This is a genomic window from Candidatus Methylacidiphilales bacterium, from assembly GCA_030054035.1.
GTDB lineage: Bacteria > Pseudomonadota > Gammaproteobacteria > JASGCS01 > JASGCS01 > JASGCS01.
This window is the reverse complement of sequence record JASGCS010000005.1, coordinates 50400-72720: the sequence shown is the minus strand read 5'-3', so window position 1 is coordinate 72720 and position 22321 is coordinate 50400. Positions and strand designations below refer to the sequence as shown.

At 37.3% G+C, this 22321-nt stretch carries 15 protein-coding genes; 12 read left to right on the top strand and 3 right to left on the bottom strand.

Features of this window, described 5'->3' with window-relative positions:
- Nucleotides 1–42: 42 nt before the first annotated feature.
- Nucleotides 43–933 carry a metal ABC transporter substrate-binding protein gene (locus QM538_04970; GenBank protein ID MDI9347835.1) on the top strand — a complete coding sequence of 297 codons (891 nt, stop codon included), beginning with the start codon at nucleotides 43–45 and terminating at the stop codon, nucleotides 931–933.
- Here QM538_04970 and QM538_04965 read toward each other — a convergent pair.
- Nucleotides 922–2631, bottom strand: a complete 1710-nt coding sequence (locus tag QM538_04965; protein ID MDI9347834.1) for a lysophospholipid acyltransferase family protein — start codon at nucleotides 2629–2631, stop codon at nucleotides 922–924. The genes QM538_04970 and QM538_04965 overlap by 12 nt on opposite strands.
- Nucleotides 2632–2669: 38 nt before the next feature.
- A complete protein-coding gene (locus tag QM538_04960; GenBank protein MDI9347833.1) occupies nucleotides 2670–5522 on the bottom strand; it encodes a UvrD-helicase domain-containing protein in 2853 nt (950 codons plus the stop codon).
- A gap of 22 nt (nucleotides 5523–5544) precedes the next feature.
- Between QM538_04960 and parE the strand changes: the two genes are divergently transcribed.
- The 11 genes from parE (at nucleotide 5545) to QM538_04905 (ending at nucleotide 21622) form a co-directional block, all read left to right on the top strand.
- Entirely contained in the window at nucleotides 5545–7434 is a 1890-nt protein-coding gene (parE, locus tag QM538_04955; GenBank protein MDI9347832.1) for a DNA topoisomerase IV subunit B, read from the top strand.
- A 16-nt stretch (nucleotides 7435–7450) separates the two neighbouring features.
- On the top strand, nucleotides 7451–9721 hold the full coding sequence (gene parC / locus QM538_04950) for a DNA topoisomerase IV subunit A (GenBank protein MDI9347831.1): 2271 nt from the start codon (nucleotides 7451–7453) through the stop codon (nucleotides 9719–9721).
- Nucleotides 9722–9736: 15 nt separating this feature from the next.
- Nucleotides 9737–10624 carry a protease HtpX gene (htpX, locus tag QM538_04945; GenBank protein MDI9347830.1) on the top strand — a complete coding sequence of 296 codons (888 nt, stop codon included), beginning with the start codon at nucleotides 9737–9739 and terminating at the stop codon, nucleotides 10622–10624.
- An 11-nt stretch (nucleotides 10625–10635) separates the two neighbouring features.
- Nucleotides 10636–11211 (top strand): ImmA/IrrE family metallo-endopeptidase, encoded by a 576-nt coding sequence (locus QM538_04940; protein ID MDI9347829.1) that lies wholly within the window; start codon nucleotides 10636–10638, stop codon nucleotides 11209–11211.
- A 1-nt stretch (nucleotide 11212) separates the two neighbouring features.
- On the top strand, nucleotides 11213–12070 hold the full coding sequence (locus QM538_04935) for a hypothetical protein (protein MDI9347828.1): 858 nt from the start codon (nucleotides 11213–11215) through the stop codon (nucleotides 12068–12070).
- A 53-nt stretch (nucleotides 12071–12123) separates the two neighbouring features.
- Nucleotides 12124–12423 (top strand): DUF1524 domain-containing protein, encoded by a 300-nt coding sequence (locus tag QM538_04930; protein MDI9347827.1) that lies wholly within the window; start codon nucleotides 12124–12126, stop codon nucleotides 12421–12423.
- Between the two features lie 237 nt (nucleotides 12424–12660).
- Entirely contained in the window at nucleotides 12661–14214 is a 1554-nt protein-coding gene (locus tag QM538_04925) for a class I SAM-dependent DNA methyltransferase (protein ID MDI9347826.1), read from the top strand.
- A gap of 41 nt (nucleotides 14215–14255) precedes the next feature.
- A complete protein-coding gene (locus QM538_04920) occupies nucleotides 14256–14627 on the top strand; it encodes an HI0074 family nucleotidyltransferase substrate-binding subunit (GenBank protein ID MDI9347825.1) in 372 nt (123 codons plus the stop codon).
- Nucleotides 14624–16153, top strand: coding sequence for a restriction endonuclease subunit S (locus tag QM538_04915; protein MDI9347824.1), 1530 nt, complete (start codon nucleotides 14624–14626; stop codon nucleotides 16151–16153). Before QM538_04920 ends, QM538_04915 begins: the two co-directional genes overlap by 4 nt.
- Nucleotides 16154–16155: 2 nt before the next feature.
- Nucleotides 16156–18480, top strand: coding sequence for an AAA family ATPase (locus QM538_04910; protein ID MDI9347823.1), 2325 nt, complete (start codon nucleotides 16156–16158; stop codon nucleotides 18478–18480).
- Complete coding sequence (locus tag QM538_04905; GenBank protein ID MDI9347822.1) at nucleotides 18464–21622, top strand: type I restriction endonuclease subunit R; 3159 nt, start codon at nucleotides 18464–18466, stop codon at nucleotides 21620–21622. The genes QM538_04910 and QM538_04905 overlap by 17 nt, the downstream gene beginning before the upstream one ends.
- 117 nt (nucleotides 21623–21739) lie before the next feature.
- Here the strand turns inward: QM538_04905 and QM538_04900 are convergent.
- On the bottom strand, nucleotides 21740–22321 hold a 582-nt coding region (locus QM538_04900; GenBank protein ID MDI9347821.1), incomplete at its 5' end, for a tetratricopeptide repeat protein.

Below are 22321 nucleotides of genomic sequence, written 5' to 3'. Positions count from 1 at the left end.
GTAAGTTGTTTATTATACAAGGTGAAGTATATAATGTTAGATATGAAATGGAAAGTATTGGCAGTGCTTTTTTTTAGCCTCTACTATTCCGTAGGAATTGCTCAGCAGGCTCCTACGAACATTATTACCACACTCCCGTTTTTAACTTCATTGGTGCGTGCGCTTACCTCAGCAATTCCAAATGTTACGGTCATTTCACTGGTGCAGGTAGAGCAAGATGAACATCTCTCATCCCTCACCCCACGGCAATCGTTATCGGTGTTACATTCCTCACTCATAGTTTTCTTAGATAAAAATTCTCAAAGTGCGCTACACCAAAAAATCCATAGTGTGGCACCTGCTGTGACAAGGGTTGTTCTATGTGAAATTGTAACTTGTAACTGGATTGCTGACATCAATAAAAATCCAGACATTCATCTTTGGCAGGACCTTGAGCAAGCGGTGCCATTAGTCTCGGGACTTGAAGCAACACTACTTACAATTTTTCCAGATCATTCGCAAAAAATCAAGCAAAATGCTTCGCAGTACATCTCAACATTGCGTACTGCGACAAAAAAAATCCAAAATCTCTTGGTCTCCTATAAACATCGAGCTTGGGTAACTCCAACCGGAGGTTGGAAATATTTTGCCAGATCCGCGGGGCTCACAGATCCCATTTCGCTTTTAACCCATAGCTATCACCATGAAGCCCCTTCAGCAGAAGCGTTGCTACGCTTCCAGCGCCGTGTGACTGCTGAAAGAGCCTATTGTCTAATTAGTGATAGCGCAGTGCCTCCACCATGGCTTGAACGGACAATAAAAAAATTACCGATTCAGTACATTGTCGCACAACCGATTGGTATCCGAGCAAGGAAATATGGTGAAGCGAATAGTTACCCCGAAGATTTAATAACGCTTGCCGAGGAATTGGCGCGTTGTTTTTCAAACTCGTGATATGTTGTATCGTTTTAATTTATCTTGCTTGAGGTAATCACACCGTAGCAACATCAGCCCATCAATACAATTAGTAAAATCAGGATCTATTCCAAAACTAACAAATGCAACTCCTCCATCTTCTACTAATTCACTATACTGCTTAAAAAGTGTAGGGATTCTAGAACCCATATTTTTAAGCGCAAGTCTAAATTCTTGTTGCCGTATGACTGGATCGTTTTGTGTAAAAATTGAACTAAATTCTTTTAAATCTGTTTTGTTGACCAGGTATGGATAGCGATGCTGAGCTGAAACATTTTGCGATCCATGCAATGTGTAAAACGTTTGGTAATAGGCAACAATCAATGAAGTAGCTACGCTGCTTAAAGAATCAGGTAGTGACACCGGTCCGAAAAAAAATTTTATCTCTTGATGGTTAGAAATGAAGGCTCCTATTCCAGCCCAAAGATGTTCCAAAGCTTTGCTGTTCCAGTATTTTGGTTGTACAAAGCTTCTGCCAAACTCTATTGACTCTGGCAGAATCGCCAAGAAGTCAGGACTAAATGAATATAAGGTACTTGAGTAAAAACCTCCACTCCCTTGCTGTGCCATTATTTCTTTCCCAATCCCAAGTCGGTACGCTCCCATTATTTCAAGCTCTGCATCATTCCATAGCACTAAGTGTTTATAATGATTGTCAAATTTGTCGGTATCATAGGCTTTTCCACTGCCGGTGCCACTGGTGCGAAAAGAAATCTCTCGCAATCTCCCAATTTCTTTTAGTAGCGGTGAATTGGCGTCTGCACCGCACAAGTACACCTGTAATCCTGATTCAATACTTAGTATTGGGGTGAGTTTATTTAGGAATTGTTTAAGGTGACTTCTTTTTTCTGGCAATGCGATCCCAGCTTCAGTTCTAAATATCAACTCTTTATCTTCGCCAAGATGAATTAAATGTTTTCTCAGTCTGGAAGTTACCGTAGCCTCTGAGAACTGGTTATTAAAAATTTGTTTGAATGGAATGAGTTCACCAATAGTTAAATTGATGGTTGAGTTTTTCATCCACCACATTTCCCTAGGCAATAAAAGTTTGCTCAAATGTTGACTTATCATGGCAACAAATTTAAAAAATAATGTATGTCGTGCAGATATAAAGACTGGCAAGATCGGACATTGTAATTTTCGTACAATGGAAATAAAAGTACTATGCCAATATTTTTCATAAATACTATTTCTGGAAACTTCAAGAGCGGGAAAATGAATAAGCAATCCATCCTTTCCATGTTTAAATATTTCTTGCATGGAAGACTCACTAATAATTCCTCGTTCATAGTCAATGGGAATTAGAATCGGGCGTAAATTATCCACCCCCGAGAGTAACTCACTGGCGATGATCTTGATATCATCTCGTATTTTGCTAATTGCTACAACTAAGGCCAACGCGTCAAGTGCTCCAACTGGATGGTTGGCTAATACTAAGCATCTACCTTGACTAGGGATATTTTCCAATTCTAGATGTTTACACTGTACATTTACTATAAATTCTCTAAGCAGTGCGTCACAAAATGATGTTGCTTTAAGATCCGCATATTTTTTTTGTAGCACTTGGAGGTCTTGCTCTCGTATCAGCCATTGTAAAAATAATACCAGCAATCCGCGCAGTTTACTTTTATCACTTTGCTTAAATTTTCTTGTTATTAATTCATCTATAGATATCATCGTTCTGTTTAACAGTATTGTACCGTAACAAACAATAGCTATTCAAACGGTAGGTAGCGATTGGAATCTATCAAGAGAACTCCAGTGTGAATGGGGAGATTTGGGTAGAGATAGGTTACATAGCTACGATAGATTTCAAGTTGCGTTCTATATTCTGAGCGATATACACCAGTTTTGAAATCAATAACATACACCGCTACATCAGTGACAATTAATCTATCTATGATTATTTTGCCTCCGAGTGATTCGGCATAGAGGGGAAGTTCTTTAAAGGCCTCTTTATACTTTGAGAATATCCAATCAAAAGAAGGGTTATTGATAATGGCAAGAGCTTGGCTGGCAAGTTGGGCAATCTCCTGTTCACTATTCCCCACGGCTTGACAATAGATTTTTAATTGCGTAGTGGAAAGATCAAGTTTAGCCTGGGGATTGCTTAATAGATACAGCATTCGGTGCATAATCGTGCCTCGATCTAGAGCTAAAATTTCTAAACGGCTTGAAAAAACTGCGGGCTTGGTTTGTGCATGGATTGGCTTTTGTCGCAAGGTTGGCCGCTTCGCCACGAGTTTGCCGATTGTTGGGGACACCATGTCGCTTAATGCTCCCTGAACAAATGTATCGCCATAGCCAACCCCCCAAGATAATTCTTCCTGAGGATGAGGTAATGATTGCTTAAAAAATTCAAACCACTGTATACTTTGCTCAGTTCGCTTGGATGGATAATGGGCGCTGAGAATCAGTAGCTCAGAGGCTCTGGTTAGCGCAACATACATGAGATTGGCAAGTTCTATCATCGCCGCTTCCTCCCAGTTTTTTTTAATCTTGTCAGTAACTGGTTTATTGCTATCAAAGAGTGAAACTGAACTAATAGTTAACCCATTTCGCTCAAGATGCGTTTTGTATTTTCCCTGTTCAGTTGGACAGGCAACATCCATAAAAAAAACAACTTTTGCTTCAAGCCCTTTTGCAGCATGAATAGTTAATATTCGCACTGCGTCTCGCTCGGTGGGTGGGGTTGCTAATTGTAACGCACCAAGCTCTAGGAGCTGCTCAGTGTAGCTTAAGAAATCACGCATGGATGGGTAGCGCCCTTGCCGAAAAGACAAGGCGCTATCTAAAAATGCCGCTACTGCAATTGGAGTGATTGGCGCAAAATCATAAACACGCTCCTCAAATCGTAATTTTGCCAACACCATGGTTAATAGATCATGGGGAGTATATTCTACCCAATGGGAAACACAGTATTCTAATGTACTTAGCAATAGGGTAAGGTCGTTCGCTTGTTGCTTCACGACCAGGTGTAGCGTATCCCAAAGTAGTATTGATGAAGCAGTTTCACTTTGCGCTATTCTTAATTCTTGTAAAGATAGTATCGCTTGAATGTTAGACTGACTTAACCCAGCCAATTCGCTACAAATAAAATCTAGCAAACTTCCATTTGCCTGCGTGGAAGTAGATCGGGTAACCCAACGCATCAGAGAAATAAGCGCAAGTACTGTTTCATCTTCGTAGCCGTTTTTTTCATCATCGCTTATGAATGGTACTCCGACTTCTGCTAATGCCTTTTCTAATAGTTGGCTACGCAGTCGGTTTTTTCTAAGAATCATAACATCGCTATAACGATAGGCCACTCCTGCAATGCTCATGTGGCCCGCTACCAAGTCCTTGATTTTTTTAGCTACAAACATTGACTCTTGCTCTGCATTTGCTTTGGATTGTTTTGCGCTGTCGCCAAACATGTGACCTATTTCCACTCTTCCTTTTTTATTTGGATTGCTGGCAATGTGATTACTAAAAGTAAATGATGGTGAGCTCAGTGTGGCACAAGAACTAAAAACTGCATTAACAAAAGCAAGAATCGGAGTCGGGCAACGGTGTGAAGTGGTTAGCTCAGCGCTCTCAGCCCCAAAAGATTCTCTTAAGCGCAAATAGGCGAGTGGTTGCATATCAGCAAGTGCGCCTCTGAAGCTATAAATCATTTGTTTGTTGTCGCCCACGATAAAAAAACCTCGACTTCCTCGGTCATCTGCTTGTTGCATCGTTGCAGAGAGCAATGAGTGCAAACATTGCCATGCTAAAGGATTGGTGTCTTGAAATTCATCAACTAAGACATGGGTAATTCTGTTGTAGAGGGTATAGTAAAGGTAGCTAAATTCATCTTGGTGTTGTAATAGACCATAGGCTTCAAGTTCAATATCTGAATATTCAAAAACAAACTGACGGCTCGCTTCGCGATGTACCGCAGTGTTAAATAGCTCGCCGGCTTTATGCCAGTGATACGAGAGTGAGCCAATACCGTGAGCATGCTGGGCAAGCGCCAGCGTATTTCTTAATTCTAAGTACTGTCTGAGAAGTTTTTTAGTAGTAAACAATCCCCCTACATGAATTAATAATGTAAGGAGATGTCTACTTCCTTCTGAACGCAACGGTTGTTGCATAAGTTGGTTAAATACTTGATCATGGAGCGTAATGGGGTTATCTAACACGGTACCCGGTAATGCTAACCCGAGTCCTCGCGGTACGGTTTGTACGAGTTCAAGAAAAAAAGAATGAAAAGTTTTTATCTTTAAGCCTTGATTACCTAAATAAATTTTGTTATAGAGCGATTGTAAACTTAGAATGGTTTTCTCTGAAGGCGTCAAGCCAATGCGCGTGAGGAGCGCTTCAATTTCTTGTTGGTTTCCTAAGGCGGCTTGACGCACGAGCTCATGTATCTTTCGTGTGACATCTTGCGCTGATTTTCTTGAAAAGGTAACCACTAAAATCTGTGCGGGGTTTGGCGTGGTAACCAGCAATCGTAAATATCTGGAGAGCAGGGCGTGGGTCTTACCACTTCCCGCTGATGCAGTAACTACAAAACTTTGATGTGGTTGGTTTAGATCTAAAGTCATTGAGTATATAATACCTTGCAGAATGTCTAAAAATTATACCGCGCAGGATATTGAAGTATTAGAAGGTCTAACCCCCGTTCAAAAAAGACCGGGCATGTACACAGATACCGCAAACCCGAATCACCTCGTGCAAGAAGTGATAGATAACGCTATTGATGAAGCGCAAAACGGACATGCCAATGAAATTAGCATAACCATTAAATCAGATGGTAGTATAGAAGTTGAAGATAATGGCCGTGGCATTCCTGTTGATCTCCACAAAAAATCCAATAAAAGCGCGCTAGAGGTTATCTTTACCAGCCTGCATTCTGGAGCAAAGTTTTCTAACGCTCAATACGCCTACGCAGGTGGATTGCATGGAGTGGGGATTTCCGTGGTAAATGCCTTGAGTGAATGGCTAGAAGTTGTCGTGCATCGCGAAGGCAACCAATACAAGTTACTCTTTAAACATGGTGTGCCGACCTCACCGATAAAACAAAGCAAAGCTAAAGATAAAAAACAACATGGCACCTACATTAGATTTAAACCTGAAGCCAAGTATTTTGATTCCGTCTCGCTAGACTACCAAGCATTACTCCAACTATTGAAAGCTAAAGCAGTGCTCTGCAATACCGTAAAAATTACCTACACCAATAAAATCAATCAAGAAAAAATTGTTTATTTTTATCCAGATGGATTTACCAGTTATCTAAAAACAATTCCGATGACGCGCAGTTGTGTTCATGGTAAGCCAATCTGCGATACCACTAAAGACGCCACACATTCCAGTGTAGCAACCTGGGCGCTGTTGTTTAGTCCAGAAGATGAGATCCTACAAGAAAGCTATGTGAATTTAATCCCTACTCCAGAGCATGGTACTCATGTCGCAGCATTTCGCACTGGCATCGTGCAAGCACTTAAAGAATTTTCTGAAGTTAGAAATTGTGTGCCGAAACATATCAAACTAAGTGGCGAGGATATTCTGCAGCATGCTTCATTTATCTTGTCATTAAAAATTACTAATCCACAGTTTGCTGGTCAAACTAAACGAAAATTAAGCTCCAAAGAATCAGTTTCGTTCCTCACCTCTATGGTAAGTGGCCAGCTTAGTGTCTGGTTGAACACCCACATCGCTTTTGGCGAAGCTATTATAGCCCTCGCTGTGGAAGTTGCTGAGGAGCGAGCTCGCGCTGCTTCTCGCCAGGCAAAGAAAAAATCTAGTGCTGGGGTTAAACTTCCTGGCAAGCTAGTTGACTGCACCGATCCAGTTGGCTCTGGCACCGAACTGTTTCTGGTCGAGGGCGACAGCGCCGGTGGAAGCGCAAAGCAAGCACGCGATAGAAAAACCCAAGCGATTCTTCCCTTGCGTGGTAAGATTTTAAATACTTGGGAGGTCTCAGCTTCTGTAGCCTGTGCTTCAAGTGAAGTTGCTAATATTGCCACAGCAATCGGCGTAGAGCCGAATGCCAAGACCTGCTCGGGCTTGCGCTACGATAAGATTTGTATTTTAGCGGATGCTGATTCTGATGGCGCGCATATTGCCACTTTGCTCTGCGCACTTTTTGTTAAGCATTTTCCTATCCTTGTAGAGTCTGGAAAAATCTTCGTCGCGCAACCCCCATTATTTAGAATAGATCTTGGCAACCAAGTACATTATGCGATTACCGAAAAAGATAAAGATTCCTATATTCAGCAGCTAACTCCCAGTGCGCAAAAGCGAGTATCGGTGCAGAGATTTAAAGGATTAGGTGAGATGAACCCTGAACAATTGCGCGAAACTACCCTGGACCCACAAACGAGATGTTTGATTCAACTCAGGATGGGTGAAGCTAATAAAACTACTAAAATGATGAGTCTGCTCTTAGCGAAACAAAAAAGCGCAGAGCGAAGAAAATGGCTTGAAGAAAAAGGCAACAGTGTCGCGATAAACTAACCAAACCAGTGCTGTTATGAAAACCAAAAATAAAATTAAAATAAATAAAAAAATTTCCTCACCCATTACTAAAGCCGCGATTGATTCAGTGCTGGTGCATGATTTTAGTGAACGATCCTATTTAGACTATGCAATGTATGTGATTTTAAATCGCGCCTTGCCACATATTGCCGATGGCTTAAAGCCGGTGCAACGAAGAATTATTTATGCCATGAGTGAGCTAGGACTTAATGCTACTGCTAAGTACAAAAAATCAGCAAGAACGGTAGGTGATGTGCTTGGAAAATTTCACCCACATGGCGACTCTGCTTGCTATGAAGCCATGGTATTAATGGCGCAACCTTTTGCGTTTCGTTATCCTTATATTGACGGGCAGGGTAACTGGGGATCAATCGATGACCCCTCGTCATTTGCAGCTATGCGCTATACCGAAGCGAAGCTATCTCCCTTTGCTAATCTTTTGTTAGATGAACTTGCCATGGGCACCGTGACTTGGCAAAAAAACTTTGATGGCACCTTAGATGAGCCAACATTATTGCCTGCGAAGCTCCCCATGGCGCTTATTAATGGAGCGAGCGGAATAGCCGTTGGGATGGCAACCGATATTCCACCTCACAACATGCTTGAAGTGGGTAAAGCCACCATTGCCTTGCTCAAGAATTCTAAACTTAGCCTTGATGATCTTATGGAGTTTATTCCTGCACCAGACTTTGCTAGTGGTTGTGAGATAGTTAGTTCAAGAGAAGAAATCAAACAATGTTATCAAACTGGTAATGGCACCATTCGCGTGCGGGCCAGGTATCGCGTAGAAAAAGGCAACTGCATCATCTCAGCATTACCGTATCAAGTCGCCACCGCAAGTATGGTAAGTCAACTCGCCTCGTTAATTGAACAAAAAAAACTACCTATGATAGAAGAGGTTCGCGATGAATCCGACCGAGAAGAAAATGTCCGCATTGTCATAGTGCCAAAATCAAAACAGATGCCTCATAATGAAATCATGGAACATCTTTTCGCTACTACTGACTTAGAAAAAAGCGTACGGATTAATTTTAATGTAATTAACCTACAAGGCGCTCCGCAAGTGTTTGGATTAAAACCATTCCTCTCCACCTGGCTCTCCTACCGACAAAAAACTGTCACCAATAGATTACGCTACCGGTTAGATAAATTAAATGATCGCCTGCATATCTTAGATGGACTTCTTGCGATTTACGCATCAATTGATGAGGTAATTAAAATTATCAGGAACGCAGAGGAGCCCAAACAAGCATTAATAAAAAAATTTAAGCTGAGCGAACAACAGGCAGATGCCATCTTGGAAATAAGACTACGACAACTCGCAAAACTAGAAGAAATAAAAATCAAAGACGAGCACCGCACCCTAAGTGCAGAGCGTAAAGAGATCAAAGAAGTTCTATCAGATGAAAAGAAACTTAAACAGCTCATTATCAAGGAGCTTAATCAATCACTCGAACAATGTGGCGATGAACGACAATGCCCAATTGTCTCCAGAGAAAAACCCACAGCACTTTCAGCCCAATCACTTATAGAAGAGCGTGAGATTACTATTGTGGCGAGTAAAGGTGGCTGGATTCGTAGTGCGCAAGGGCATTCATTTGATACCACAAATGTCACTTACAAACCTGGCGATACTTTTCTAGCAGCCATCAATGCCAAAACTAATTTTCAGACTATGTTCCTAGATACCAAAGGGAGAGCCTACACCACCATGAGCCATGATTTAGCTTCTATCCGAGGACTAGGTGAACCCCTTTCAGCACGAGTTAATCTTCAAACTGGTGCCACCCTATCAGGATTGATTAATACCAGCGAAGACACTCCAATCGCATTAGCCTCATCCAATGGTTTCGGGTTCAAAACCACCTACCGAGAATTAATCACCAAAAATAAAAATGGCAAACAAGTCATCAAGGTCACCAATGCCCAAGCGATAAACCCCATCACCTTACATAATGAATTTTTAGCGCTCTTCACCTCTACTTCCAGAATCCTCGTTGTCAAAACTAACAAACTCCCTCAAACCATCAATGCCAAAGGTGAGAGACTTATTCAACTTTCCACTTCCAAAAAGCAACCAGAACTTCTCATCGCTATGGTCGGTTTTGATCATAAACAATCCATTACCATTACGCTTAAAAACAATAGCACCATCACCATGTCAGCCAAACAACTCCTAGAATACTCAGGAAAAATCGGCAATGCTGGCAAGCCACACCATAAAAATCTCTCCGATTTAATTTATGTTATAATCAATTCAAATTAATTACAGAGGAATTTTATGAGAATAATGCTTTTTTTAGTCGCCAACATTTTGATAATGATCACCTTATCAATTACTGCATCTATATTAGCCCCATTTTTCGGCATACAACTTGGCAGTAATAGCCTAACTACCCTATTTTTCTTCGGAACAATTTTTGGCTTCGGCGGAGCATTCATCTCACTAGCCCTCTCCAAATACTTTGCTAAACTTTCTATGGGCGTTAAGATCATAGACCGACCACAGAACAGCTCAGAACAATTTATTAAAGACACCGTAGCCAGAATGGCACAACAAGCAGGTATCGGTATGCCAGAAGTTGGTGTCTTTGATCATCAACTACCCAACGCTTTTGCAACTGGCATGAACAAAAATAACGCACTAGTCGCAGTGAGTACAGGACTACTCAACCATCTCAACAAAGAAGAAGTAGAAGCAGTGATTGGACATGAGATCAGCCATATCAGCAACGGAGACATGGTCACCATGACACTCCTACAAGGATTACTCAACACCTTTGTTTTTGTCCTAGCTCGAGTAATCGGTGGCATCATAGACAATGCACTCAACAAAGGCAGAAATCAATCATCAGGTCGTGGCATAGGATACTTCTTTACCGTCATGATCCTTGAAATACTACTCGGCATCCTTGCTTCTATTATCCTCATGTGGTTTTCAAGACGCAGAGAATACCGAGCAGACGAAGGTGGCGCAAGACTAGCAGGAACACAAAACATGATCAACGCACTGCTCGCCATTCAACGATCCACCCAACCACAAGCAGAAGGACTCCCTAAATCAGTCGCAGCACTCGGCATCAATGGCAGTGCAGTAGCAATGTTATTTCGCACCCACCCAACCATTGAGAGCAGGGTGGAGTATTTGAAGTCGTTGGGGAATATTTAGCAACGGAAGCCATGGGTATTAATAACAACCCAGTCCCAAAAGAATATAAATTGCACGATTTAGTCACCGACATACCAAAAATAGAACCAAGCACTTTAACTAATGAAGAAATAATGCGGCTTGCAGAGCAAAAGGCAGAGCGTCTAGGGTATAAACCTGGAGAAGACTTAACTGAGCTAGTTAAAAATATTAATGGAAGAATTGAATATTGTAATTATGATTTTGATTACGAAAATAAAATCTCTGGAGCTATAAGTATAGCAACAGACAAATCCTTTGTCGTTTATATTCCAAAAGGAACTTCTTTTAAACGAGATAGATTTACGATTGCACATGAGCTCGGACATTACTACCTTCATGCAAATGAGGGGGCGATTCCCAGTGTTTTCAAGAGAGAAATTGCTAGTGATAAAATGGAATATCAAGCTAATTATTTTGCAGGGGCATTTCTAATGCCAAGCGAATCTTTTAGAGATGAAAATAGTAGATTGCATGGTGATGACAATAAGAATATTAAATTATCAATTCATTTCAATGTTTCCGATGCCGCTATTGCTGTCAGACTAAAAACATTAAATTTGAATTAATGTGCTTGAAAGTGCAAGTAGCTTAAAATTGTTTCTAAGTGTTGATTTAGTTGGTTCTACAGAATTTAAAACTAAGCATCTCTCTGAAAATCTTACAAGTGATAAAGACTGGAGAAGTTCTATCGTTGAGTGTTTTGAAAGATTTAACCGCGCCCTCCGTGAACATCAAAAAAGCTATATCGAATTAAATTATAACTATTGGAAATTTTTAGGAGATGAGCTAATTTACTATGTGGATATTAAACAACCACAAACTTTGGTAAATGGCTTAAAAATATTTATAGACACCATTAAAGAAATGAGAAAATTTAATCCCATCAAAGAACTTCCAATTAAAGGGACAGCATGGATTGCAGGCTTCCCAGTAATCAATATGAGTTTTAGAAATGATTATGACAATAACAATGTAGGATCATTTGACTTTATTGGACCAAGTATAGATGCTGGATTTAGAATCTCAAAATATTCCACTGCAGATTATTTATGTATTACAGCCGAACTAGCCTATTTTCTATTTCAATACATGTCTAAACCTAACAGTGATTACCATAATAAAAATCTACCTTTATATTTTTATAAACTGGAAAATATAAAAGGATTACTGGAAGGTGAATTATATCCAATATATTATATTGAGATTTCTGAGTTGCAAAATAAATTCAATAGCATGAAAGGAAGTAAAGAAGCAAACCCTAAAGAATCATTAGCTTACTTAGATGAGTTATTTAAAAGCGTCAATAATGAATTGTTCTTTTGCAAGCCCTATCTGCTTGGTGATATGGACAATGTGATATTTGGGGATTTTCCAGAATCCCATAAACGATACATACAGACAATGGCGAAAGAATTAATATCTTAAAGTAACTTTTGGCAATAATATAAATTAAAAAAAATGTATAATGTGAAAATACTATGACTGAAAATGTTAGTTTAAATGTAAATAAATCTTCACTTGGCAAGAAATATATTGAATATCTTGGTAATAAAGTTGCGCTTGATAAGAAAACCAACATTAAAGCTGGAGATAAGTATTTTAAGCTAAAGAAAGAAAAATATAATTTGTCACTTGAAAGTAAAAAAATATGGAATCCTGCAGTTCAAGAATTATGTTATCACAATAAAGATGATTGGACGAAAGAAGATATTATTAAGAGAACAAATAAAATTAAAGACACCATATTAAAATTTATTGGTACTGAAATTAAAATATAATAATTATTCGGTTCTAAATCATTATAAAAAAACAGACTATTATCTGATGTTTAATATTTGAAGTTATAAAATATGACAACAAATATTTTATCTTTTATTATAAACATAAATCCTTAAGTTAAATTATATCTAATTAGTGAAAATGCACAGTTAATGTAGTAAGTTTAAATATGTTACAATGAATATTATAAAACCTATTGAGATATTTACGATTATTGTAGATTTATTTAATTATCTATGGCAAATAATAATAAGGGCAATTCAGAGCCGATTGAGAAAACACTTTTTAAAGCAGCGGATAAGTTACGCAAAAATATGGATGCGGCTGAATACAAACATGTCGTACTAGGACTAATATTCTTAAAATACATATCTGATTCATTTGAAGAACTACATACGATAATCAAAGAAGGCGAGGGTGATCATAGTAGTGCTAATCCTGAAGATAAAGATGAATATCTTGCTGAAAAAGTTTTCTTTGTACCAGAAAAAGCTCGTTGGTCTTATCTTTATGCCCGTGCTAAAACACCTACTATTGGTAAGGATATTGATGATGCAATGGAAAGCATCGAAAAGGAAAATTCTTCGCTTAAAACGATTTTACCAAAGGTCTATGCTCGCCCCAATCTAGATAAAGATGGGCTTGGCGGATTGATAGATTTAATTGGTAATATTAAATTAGGTACTGAAGCAGCTAAATCAAAGGACTTGCTCGGTAGAGTGTATGAATATTTTCTAGGTGAATTTGCTAATTCGGAAGGAAAAAAAGGTGGGCAATTTTATACACCAAAATCAATTGTCAGATTAATGGTTGAAATGATTGAGCCTTTTGATGGCAGGGTATATGATCCTGCCTGTGGTAGTGGCGGCATGTTTATCATGTGTGAAAAATTTATAAAAAACCATGAAGGTAATATTGATAATATTTCCATTAATGGCCAAGAAAGCAACCAGACCACATACCGCTTGTGTCGTATGAATCTTGCGATTCGAGGAATTGAGGGTAGTCAGGTTAAATGGAATACGCAAGGTTCATTTCTAGATGATATGCATCCCGATCTCAAAGCTGATTTTGTCTTAGCTAACCCACCTTTTAATGATAGTGATTGGTCAGGGCATCTATTACAAAAAGACCTACGGTGGAAATATGGCACACCACCAGTAAACAATGCAAACTTTGCATGGCTCCAGCATATGATCTATCATCTCTCAACAAAGGGCGTGATGGCATGTGTGTTAGCAAATGGTTCGCTTTCTTCACAATCAAGCAATGAAGATGTGATTAGACAAGGTATGATTAAAGATGATTTGGTAGATTGCATTGTTGCACTACCTAAACAGCTTTTCTATAATACTGGAATTCCTGCTTGCATATGGTTCATCTCAAGAAAAAGAACTGGTAATGGTGATCGTAAAAGAAGTGGAGAAATCCTCTTTATTGACGCCTCTGATCTTGGTTTTATGGCAGATAGAACTCATCGAGATTTTACAGATGACGACATTACTAAAATATCCAAAACATATCATTCTTGGAGGAAGAAAGGTAAAGCCTATAAAGATATACTTGGATTCTGCAAATCTGCTACTCTTCAGGAAATCTCTAAGCAAAACTTTGTGCTAACACCTGGACGATATGTTGGAATTAAAGATGAGATTGATGACGGCATCCCATTTGAAAAGAAGATAGCTGAGCTCACCTCAACACTTGCAACCCAGATAAACGAAGAAAATAAACTAAACCAAGAGATAAAGAAGCAATTAAAAAATATTGGCCTAAATTTAAAAATCTAATACATGAAAACATTTCTATGAATTATAGATGGCAATTGAATATGGATAAGCTACAAAAAGCATTTAATAGGCTACTTGAAGCAACAAAAATAGATAACCCAAATGAACTTGAGATTGATGGCACCATTCAACGATTTGAATTCACTTATGAGCTAGTTTGGAAAACATTAAAGATTTACCTAGAAGAACTAGGACATCAAGATACATCATCCCCTAAAGCAGTCTTAAAAACTGCATTTAAAGCTCAAATTATTACGGATGACCAAACATGGCTAGCCATGTTTAATGATAGAAACACACTAACTCATAGATATTCTGATACTGATAGTAGAAGCATCCACAGACAAATAACGACTAAGTACATAACTGCTATTCAAGATCTTATTAACTACCTCAACAATCATTCAGAATGAAATTTGGTCTGACCACTGAAGAAATATCACTAATCCATAATGTGTTTGCCAAGCATACACAGATAACGAGAGCTTTCATTTATGGCTCTAGGGCAACCAATACATTCACTAGAACTTCAGATATTGACCTAGCAATAGAACTTGCCCCTAATCACAAAAACATTACATCCACTATTAAAGATCAATTAAATGATCTGCATATCATCTACTCAATTGACCTAATTAATCATAATTTAATCACTGATGAATCCCTCTACAAAGAGTATCAAAGGACTAAAAAAATATTCTATATTAAGGGATGGAAAACGACGACATTGGGAGCGGTGGCGAATAAAGTGCATAGCGGCGGGACGCCATCAACTTCAAATAAAAAATATTATATTGAAGGGGATATTCCGTGGTTAAGAACACAAGAGGTTAATTTTAATTATATTTATAGTACAGATATAAAAATCACAAATGAAGCCTTGGCTAATTCTTCCGCAAAATGGGTTCCAAAAAATTCAGTAATTATTGCTATGTATGGCGAATCAGCAGGAAGAGTTGCACTTACGAAAATTAATCTCACAACAAATCAAGCGTGTTGTAATTTTATTTTAGATATTGATCGATCAAATTATCACTTTATTTACTTTAATTTGTTAAGTAGATATTCTGAAATTAAAAATATGGCAACTGGCGCCGCTCAGCAAAATCTAAACCAATTACTTTTGACGAACCTTTCACTCAGTTTACCGCCACTTGGCGAACAAAATGCAATTGCAGCTGTGTTATCATCACTTGATGATAAGATTGAACTATTACGAGAGCAGAGCAAGACATTAGAGGCCATCGCCCAAACAATTTTCAAAGAATGGTTTGTTAAATTTAATTATCCTGGAGCAACTGGGAGGATGGTTGATTCAGAACTTGGGAAAATACCTAAGGGATGGAAGATTGGTAAAATTAAATATGATATAAAAACAATTTTAGGGGGGACGCCTAGTCGAGCTAACAATCTATTCTGGGATACCGGTTCAATTCCTTGGATTAACTCTGGAGCAATAAATAACTTTCCAATCATGCGAGCTTCGGAATATATCACTGAAGATGGGTTAAAAAACTCTGCTGCAAAATTGATGCCTGCAAAAACAGTAGTTCTTCCTTTCGTTATTACCCGTGGAAGCGAAATAAAAGTTAGTTTTTTGGGTATTGAATCATCAGGAAATCAGTCTGTTTTAGGCCTATTAGAAACAGAAAAATTCTCATGTGGTTATATATATTTTTGGATTCAACAAATGAAGAATAAGCTCTACTCTTGTGCTACTGGAGGGGCGCAACAGCACATTAACAAACAAGAAGTAGAAAATTTAGAGTTGCTAATTCCAACGCACAAAGTTCTAGAATCCTTTAATGTTCTTTCATATCCTGTATTTGAAAAAATAATTGAGAACTCGTTTCAGATTCAAACACTTTCGACATTTCGAGATTCGCTTTTACCAAAACTAATGAGTGGTGAAGTGAGAATTAAAGGATTTGGCAACTAATTATGTTCATACGTTTCAAAAAAATTATTCAAACAGGTGTTTTTCATAAAACAGATGATATAGCAAAATATGAATTTAAAAATACAGTTGTTTTCTATGGTGAAAATACCCAAGGTAAGACAACTTTTAAAGATATTTTTAACTCCCTAGCGCTTGATGATCCAAGTCAAATTACAGTGCGTAAATCTATTCCTGCTATGGATAGGACTTTACAAGAAGTTGTCTTGTGCTACAAAAAAAATACTTGTGAGGAGATGGAGTATAAGTTTGCCAATGATAAATGGAGTAGCAGTGATCTTAAGGGGAGAGTATTAGTATTTGACAATGATTTTATTCATCGGAATTTAATCACTGGGTTTGAGATAACACGTGCGAATAAAGAATCCTATACAGATTTTATACTTGGAGAAGGTGGTGTGAGTATTTCTGAAAATATACGAGTTCTGAATGAGCAATTAACCGTATTAAAAAGTAAGATAATTATTCCAGGCTCACTTAATAAAAATTCAACAGCTGACGAAATAAATCAATTTATAAATATGCAAGTTAATGAGAGCCTTGAGGAGCTTAAAGAATCTATCAAATTAAAAGAAAATGAATTAAGTCACCTAAATAATCAAGCTAAGATTTCAGCATTACCTGAAACTAGTGTCCCAGTCTTTGACTTAGAAGAGAAAATTAAGGATGTTGTTGAAAAAATGAATTTAGAATTTATAAAGAATTATAAGGATGTTACAAAAGAAACTCTTAATTTTATTACTGACCATTTTGATAAGTGTATTACTAATAAAGAGCCTCATCAATGGGTTAAGACAGGCTTGCTTCTTAAAAAAAATGATCACTGTCCATTTTGTGGTCAGAATATTTCAGAATTAGCTAGTAAATTAATTGATATGTATCATTCATACTTTAATAATAATTACGAGAGTTATACTAAGGACATTTCATCAAAACTTTCAAGCGTTGAAGCGATGATTGATAAATTGAATGTTAGTGCAACTAGGAGTTTTATTGAGGCGGAACTCCACTTTAATAAATATAAAGAATATAACCCAACATTAGAGTTCGTATCAGATATTGTTCAGCTAAAAATATCGGAAGATGAATTAAATTCAAATCTTGAGGAATGGAAAATATATGTGAAGAATGCGATTATACAAAAAAATAAAGAACCTCATGTTGCTTCAAGCGATATCACATTAAGCGAAAAGCTTTCTTTATCTTTATCTGCATTCTTAGATATGTTTAAAGCTCAATGTCTGATTTTAGATAATCTCATTTCTAAAGCAAATAAATTCAAGGAAGATATTACTAAACTAACTCCTGACGAGGTTAAAACTAAAGTGGCGACTGTAGGAAAGGATATAGAAATATTAAAGAGAAAAAAAGATCGTATCGATCATAACAGAGACTGCGAAATACGAATTGCACAGCAAGAGGAAATAAAAACATTAGAAAATCGAATAGCAACTGAAAAGATAAACTTAGAGACTGAGCAGTCGGAATACATTTGTAAATATTATGATGAGCTAAATAAACAATACTCTAGCTTAGGTAGTGGTGAATTTGAATTGAAAAGTAGTACCCATAATCGTGGTAATAAGAAAGTATATGAATTTAATATTTCATACAAAGATATTGATATTCCAAATGGCCAAATTCACAAGTTATTGAGTGAATCAGACAAACGCAGCCTAGCATTTTCTATATTTCTTACTAAACTTCAATCGCTTGCCGAAAAAGATAAGTATATAGTTGTCTTAGATGATCCTGTTGTTAGTTTTGATGATCACCGTATTAGAATCACTGTAGACATCATTAAGTCGCTTGTTGATGATTTTAAGCAAATTATAGTATTTACACATTATCCTTATTTTATTAAGAGATTATTGAATTATAAAGTTAATGCGGCTTACTTTGAGTTAAGTAAAAATAATATTACTTGTACTTATAACAATCTTAAAGTTGATAAATTTACTAAGTCTGACCAAGAGCTGGCTTTTGATAAAATATATCGCTTTATTAAACAAGAACATGATGAAGATATAAGCCAAGATCTCCGTGTTTATCTAGAAAACTATTTAAAAATTATTTTTCAAAATAATATTCTTGAAAATAATATATCTGTTTCATCACTTCATTCATTAATTATTGGTTTATATAATCATCAATTAATATCAAAAGATATACATGATAAATTAAATTCCTACCGAGAATCTCTAAATCACGAGCACCATGCTTTTTCTGGTAAAAATATCCAAGATACACGAATATATGCTAATAATCTTTTAAATACCTTGAGAAGAATAAATGGCCAAAATATTTGAATCAGATATTGAAGAGTTTGTAATTAAACTTTTACAGAAACAAGGCTGGCAGTATGTATCGCCTGAGGATCTTGAAAAAGAGAGATCAGATTTTACTGAAGTAATTTTGATTGATCGTTTAAAGCAAGCTATTGAAATAATTAATCCCGCTATTGCAGAAGAGGGTAGTGATCAAGCTATTAGCATGGTGAAGAATTTATCAAGTCAAAATATGCTTGAAAATAATGAACTGTTTCATCGCTTACTTACTAGAGGTGTTGAGATTGAGGTGATGGGAGAGGAGGGGATTAGGGGTGATAAGGTTTGGCTTGTTGATTTTGAGTCTCCTGAGAGAAATGAGTTTGTGGTGTGTAATCAATTTAGTGTGACTGAGAATGGCGTTACTAGGCGTCCTGATGTGGTTTTATTTGTGAATGGTCTGCCCTTGGTTGTTATTGAGCTTAAAAATCCAATAGATGAATCTGCTACTGTTTTGAAGGCATTTACGCAATTGCAAAATTATAAAAGCGCTATACCATCTCTATTTGCTTATAACGCTGTGTTGGTAGCTTCTGATGGTTTAGATGCTCGAGCTGGTACTGTTTCTTCTGAATTTTCTCGTTTTATGTCTTGGAAGTCTAGCGATGGTGTGGGGGTGGATTATGACACTATTCCGCAGATTGAAACCTTGATTAAAGGTATGTTGGTTAAGAAAGTATTGCTTGATTTAATTCGTCATTTTATTGTTTTTGATATGAGTGAGAAGGTTACTTCTGTGAAGAAGATTGCAGCGTATCATCAATATTATGCAGTTAATAAAGCTGTTGAATCTACTGTTAGAGCATGTGCGTTGAATGAACCTTTAATGGTGAGAGAAGATCCGGTTAGTTATGGTTTGTCAAGTGTGCTTAGTCAGCCTGTAGGTGATCATAAGGCAGGAGTAGTGTGGCATACACAAGGGAGTGGGAAGTCTCTCTCAATGCTGTTTTATGCTGGGAAAATTATATTACAGTTACGTAATCCTACAATTGTTGTTATGACCGATAGAAATGATTTAGATGATCAGCTCTTTGATACTTTTGCATCCTGTAAGCATTTGCTTTGCCAAGATCCGATTCAAGCATTGAGTCGGGATAATTTAAAAGTTTTATTGCGAGTTGCGGGTGGTGGGGTTGTGTTTACTACCATTCAAAAGTTTTTTCCAGAAGATGGTTCTGAAAGTTTTGATATGTTATCAGATAGAGCTAATATTGTTGTTATTGCAGACGAAGCTCATCGCAGTCAATATGGTTTTGGTGTAAAAACAACTGAGAAGAATGGTGAGATTACTACTGGATATGGATTTGCTAAGTATTTACGCGATGCCTTACCTAATGCGTCTTTTATAGGCTTTACTGGTACTCCAATAGAAAAAGAAGATATTTCTACTCCAGCAGTATTTGGTAATTATATTGATGTGTATGATATTGCTCGAGCAGTAGAAGATGGTGCAACTGTTCGTATTTATTACGAATCACGACTAGTACAGGTGCATCAAAAGCCAGAGATGTCGGATTTGCTTGATGCAGAAGTTGATGCTATAACTGAAGGCGAAGAAAGTATGGGAGCTGAAAAAGCCAAATCAAAATGGACGCAATTAGAAGCGATTGTTGGGAATAAAGATAGACTAAAGTTGGTGGCTTCGGATTTGATTAAACATTTTGAGAGTAGGGAAGGTGCTATAGTTGGAAAGGGCATGATAGTTTGTATGAGTCGAAGAATAGCTGTTGAGTTGTATGAGGAAATTATTGCCATTCGTCCTGAATGGCATGACGCTGATCTGAGCAAGGGTACAATTAAAGTTGTAATGACTACTTCATCGTCTGATCCTGAATCTTGGCAAAAACATAGCACTAACAAAAAATCCAGAAAATCAATTGGTGACCGTTTCAAGGATGAGAGCAATGGGTTAAAGTTAGTTATCGTTCGCGATATGTGGCTTACAGGCTTTGATGTGCCTTGTTTGCATACGATGTATGTTGATAAGCCAATGCGGGGACATAATCTCATGCAGGCAATTGCACGAGTAAATCGTGTGTTTAAGGATAAGGATGGCGGTCTGATAGTAGATTATATCGGCATTGCCTCTAATTTAAAATCTGCGGTTGCGACTTATACGACTAGTGGTGGAAAAGGTACCCCTACCTTTGATCAAAGTAAAGCAGTTGAAACGATGCTTGAAAAATATGAAATAGTTGTGCAAATGTTTAAGGAATTTGATTATAAAAAATATTTCTCTAGTGATACCAGATCAAAACTTACCGTTATACTTGAAGTGCAAGAATTTATCCTTGGCTTTGGAGATGAGTATAAAAATAGATTTGTTAAAAATGTTGTCCTACTTTCTCGGGCTTTTGCTTTGTCCGTTCCAAATTTAAAAGCTATGGAAATTAAAGATGAAGTTGGTTTCTTTCAAGCAGTTAAAGCGAGGCTTACCAAATTTGAGCCAGAAGGATCGGGTAAATCAGATGCTGAAATAGAAACAGCGATTAGGCAGATTGTAGATAAAGCTTTAGTTTCTGATGGAATCATTGATGTTTTTGATGCTGCTGGAATTAAAAAACCTGACATATCGGTCTTGTCTGATGAATTTCTTGCAGAAATTAAATTAATGAATAGAAAGAATATTGCACTAGAGTTGCTGAGAAAAATATTAGGTGATGATATAAAAGTAAGGTCAAGAAAGAACTTTATTCAGAGTCGTAAGCTATCAGAAATGCTGAATAGGGCTATTAAAAGATATCAAAGCAATCTTCTGACCGCTGCACAGGTAATAGATGAACTAGTGAGCTTAGCTAAAGAAATTCGTAATTCTGATAAACGAGGTGAGAATTTAAAATTAAAAGAAGATGAATTAGCTTTTTATGATGCGCTTGCTGATAATGACAGTGCAAAAGAAGTATTAGGCGATAAACAATTAGCTGTGATTGCAGTTGAAGTTTTTAATAGTGTCAAATCTAATGCAAAAATTGACTGGACATTGAAGGAAAATATCAGAGCCAAGTTACGCCGTGATGTAAGGAGAATATTAAACCAATATGGCTATCCGCCAGATAAGCAATCAGAGGCTACCGATAGAGTTTTGAAGCAAGCTGAGTTACTTGCAAATGAATTAAATCAATAATTTATACAAACGGTGACCTTCCCCCATCGTCTGTGCCATTTCATCGATGAGATATTTGGTCATTATTTAATTTTAAATGCACCATTGATCTATTCAAAGAATGCTTGAATATTTGTCTTATTTGGTTTCTGCGTTTAGTAATTTTAGTTTTTCTTGAGCAACTGCATAGCCTTGTTCTGCTGAGAGTTTAAATAATTTCAATGCTTCTTCATTGTCTTGTGAGACTCCGGTACCTTCATAGTAAAAAAGGCCTAGCTTGTATTGTGATCTGTATTCATTTTGTTTGACGGCGAGTTTATACCATTTAATTGCTTTACGGTATTTAGGTCTAGTGGCTTTTCCTTCGGAATAATAGTCACCTAGATAATATTGACCAAGTGCATTTCCTTTATCTGCAGCTAATTCATACCACTTTAATGCTTCATTGTAATCTTGAGAAATGCCATTGCCGTCATAGTAAAGTTTTCCAATGATAGACTGAGCATTTGTCTTACCTTTATCTGCAGCTAACTTATACCACTTAAACGCTTGGCTATAATCTTGCGCAATTCCTTTTCCATCGTAGTAGAGGCTTCCAAGTTTAATTTGAGCATCAACGTTCCCTTGCTCAGCAGCTAACTTATACCACTTAAATGCTTCACTGAAATCTTGCGCAATTCCTTTTCCATCGTAGTAGAGGCTTCCAAGTTTAATTTGAGC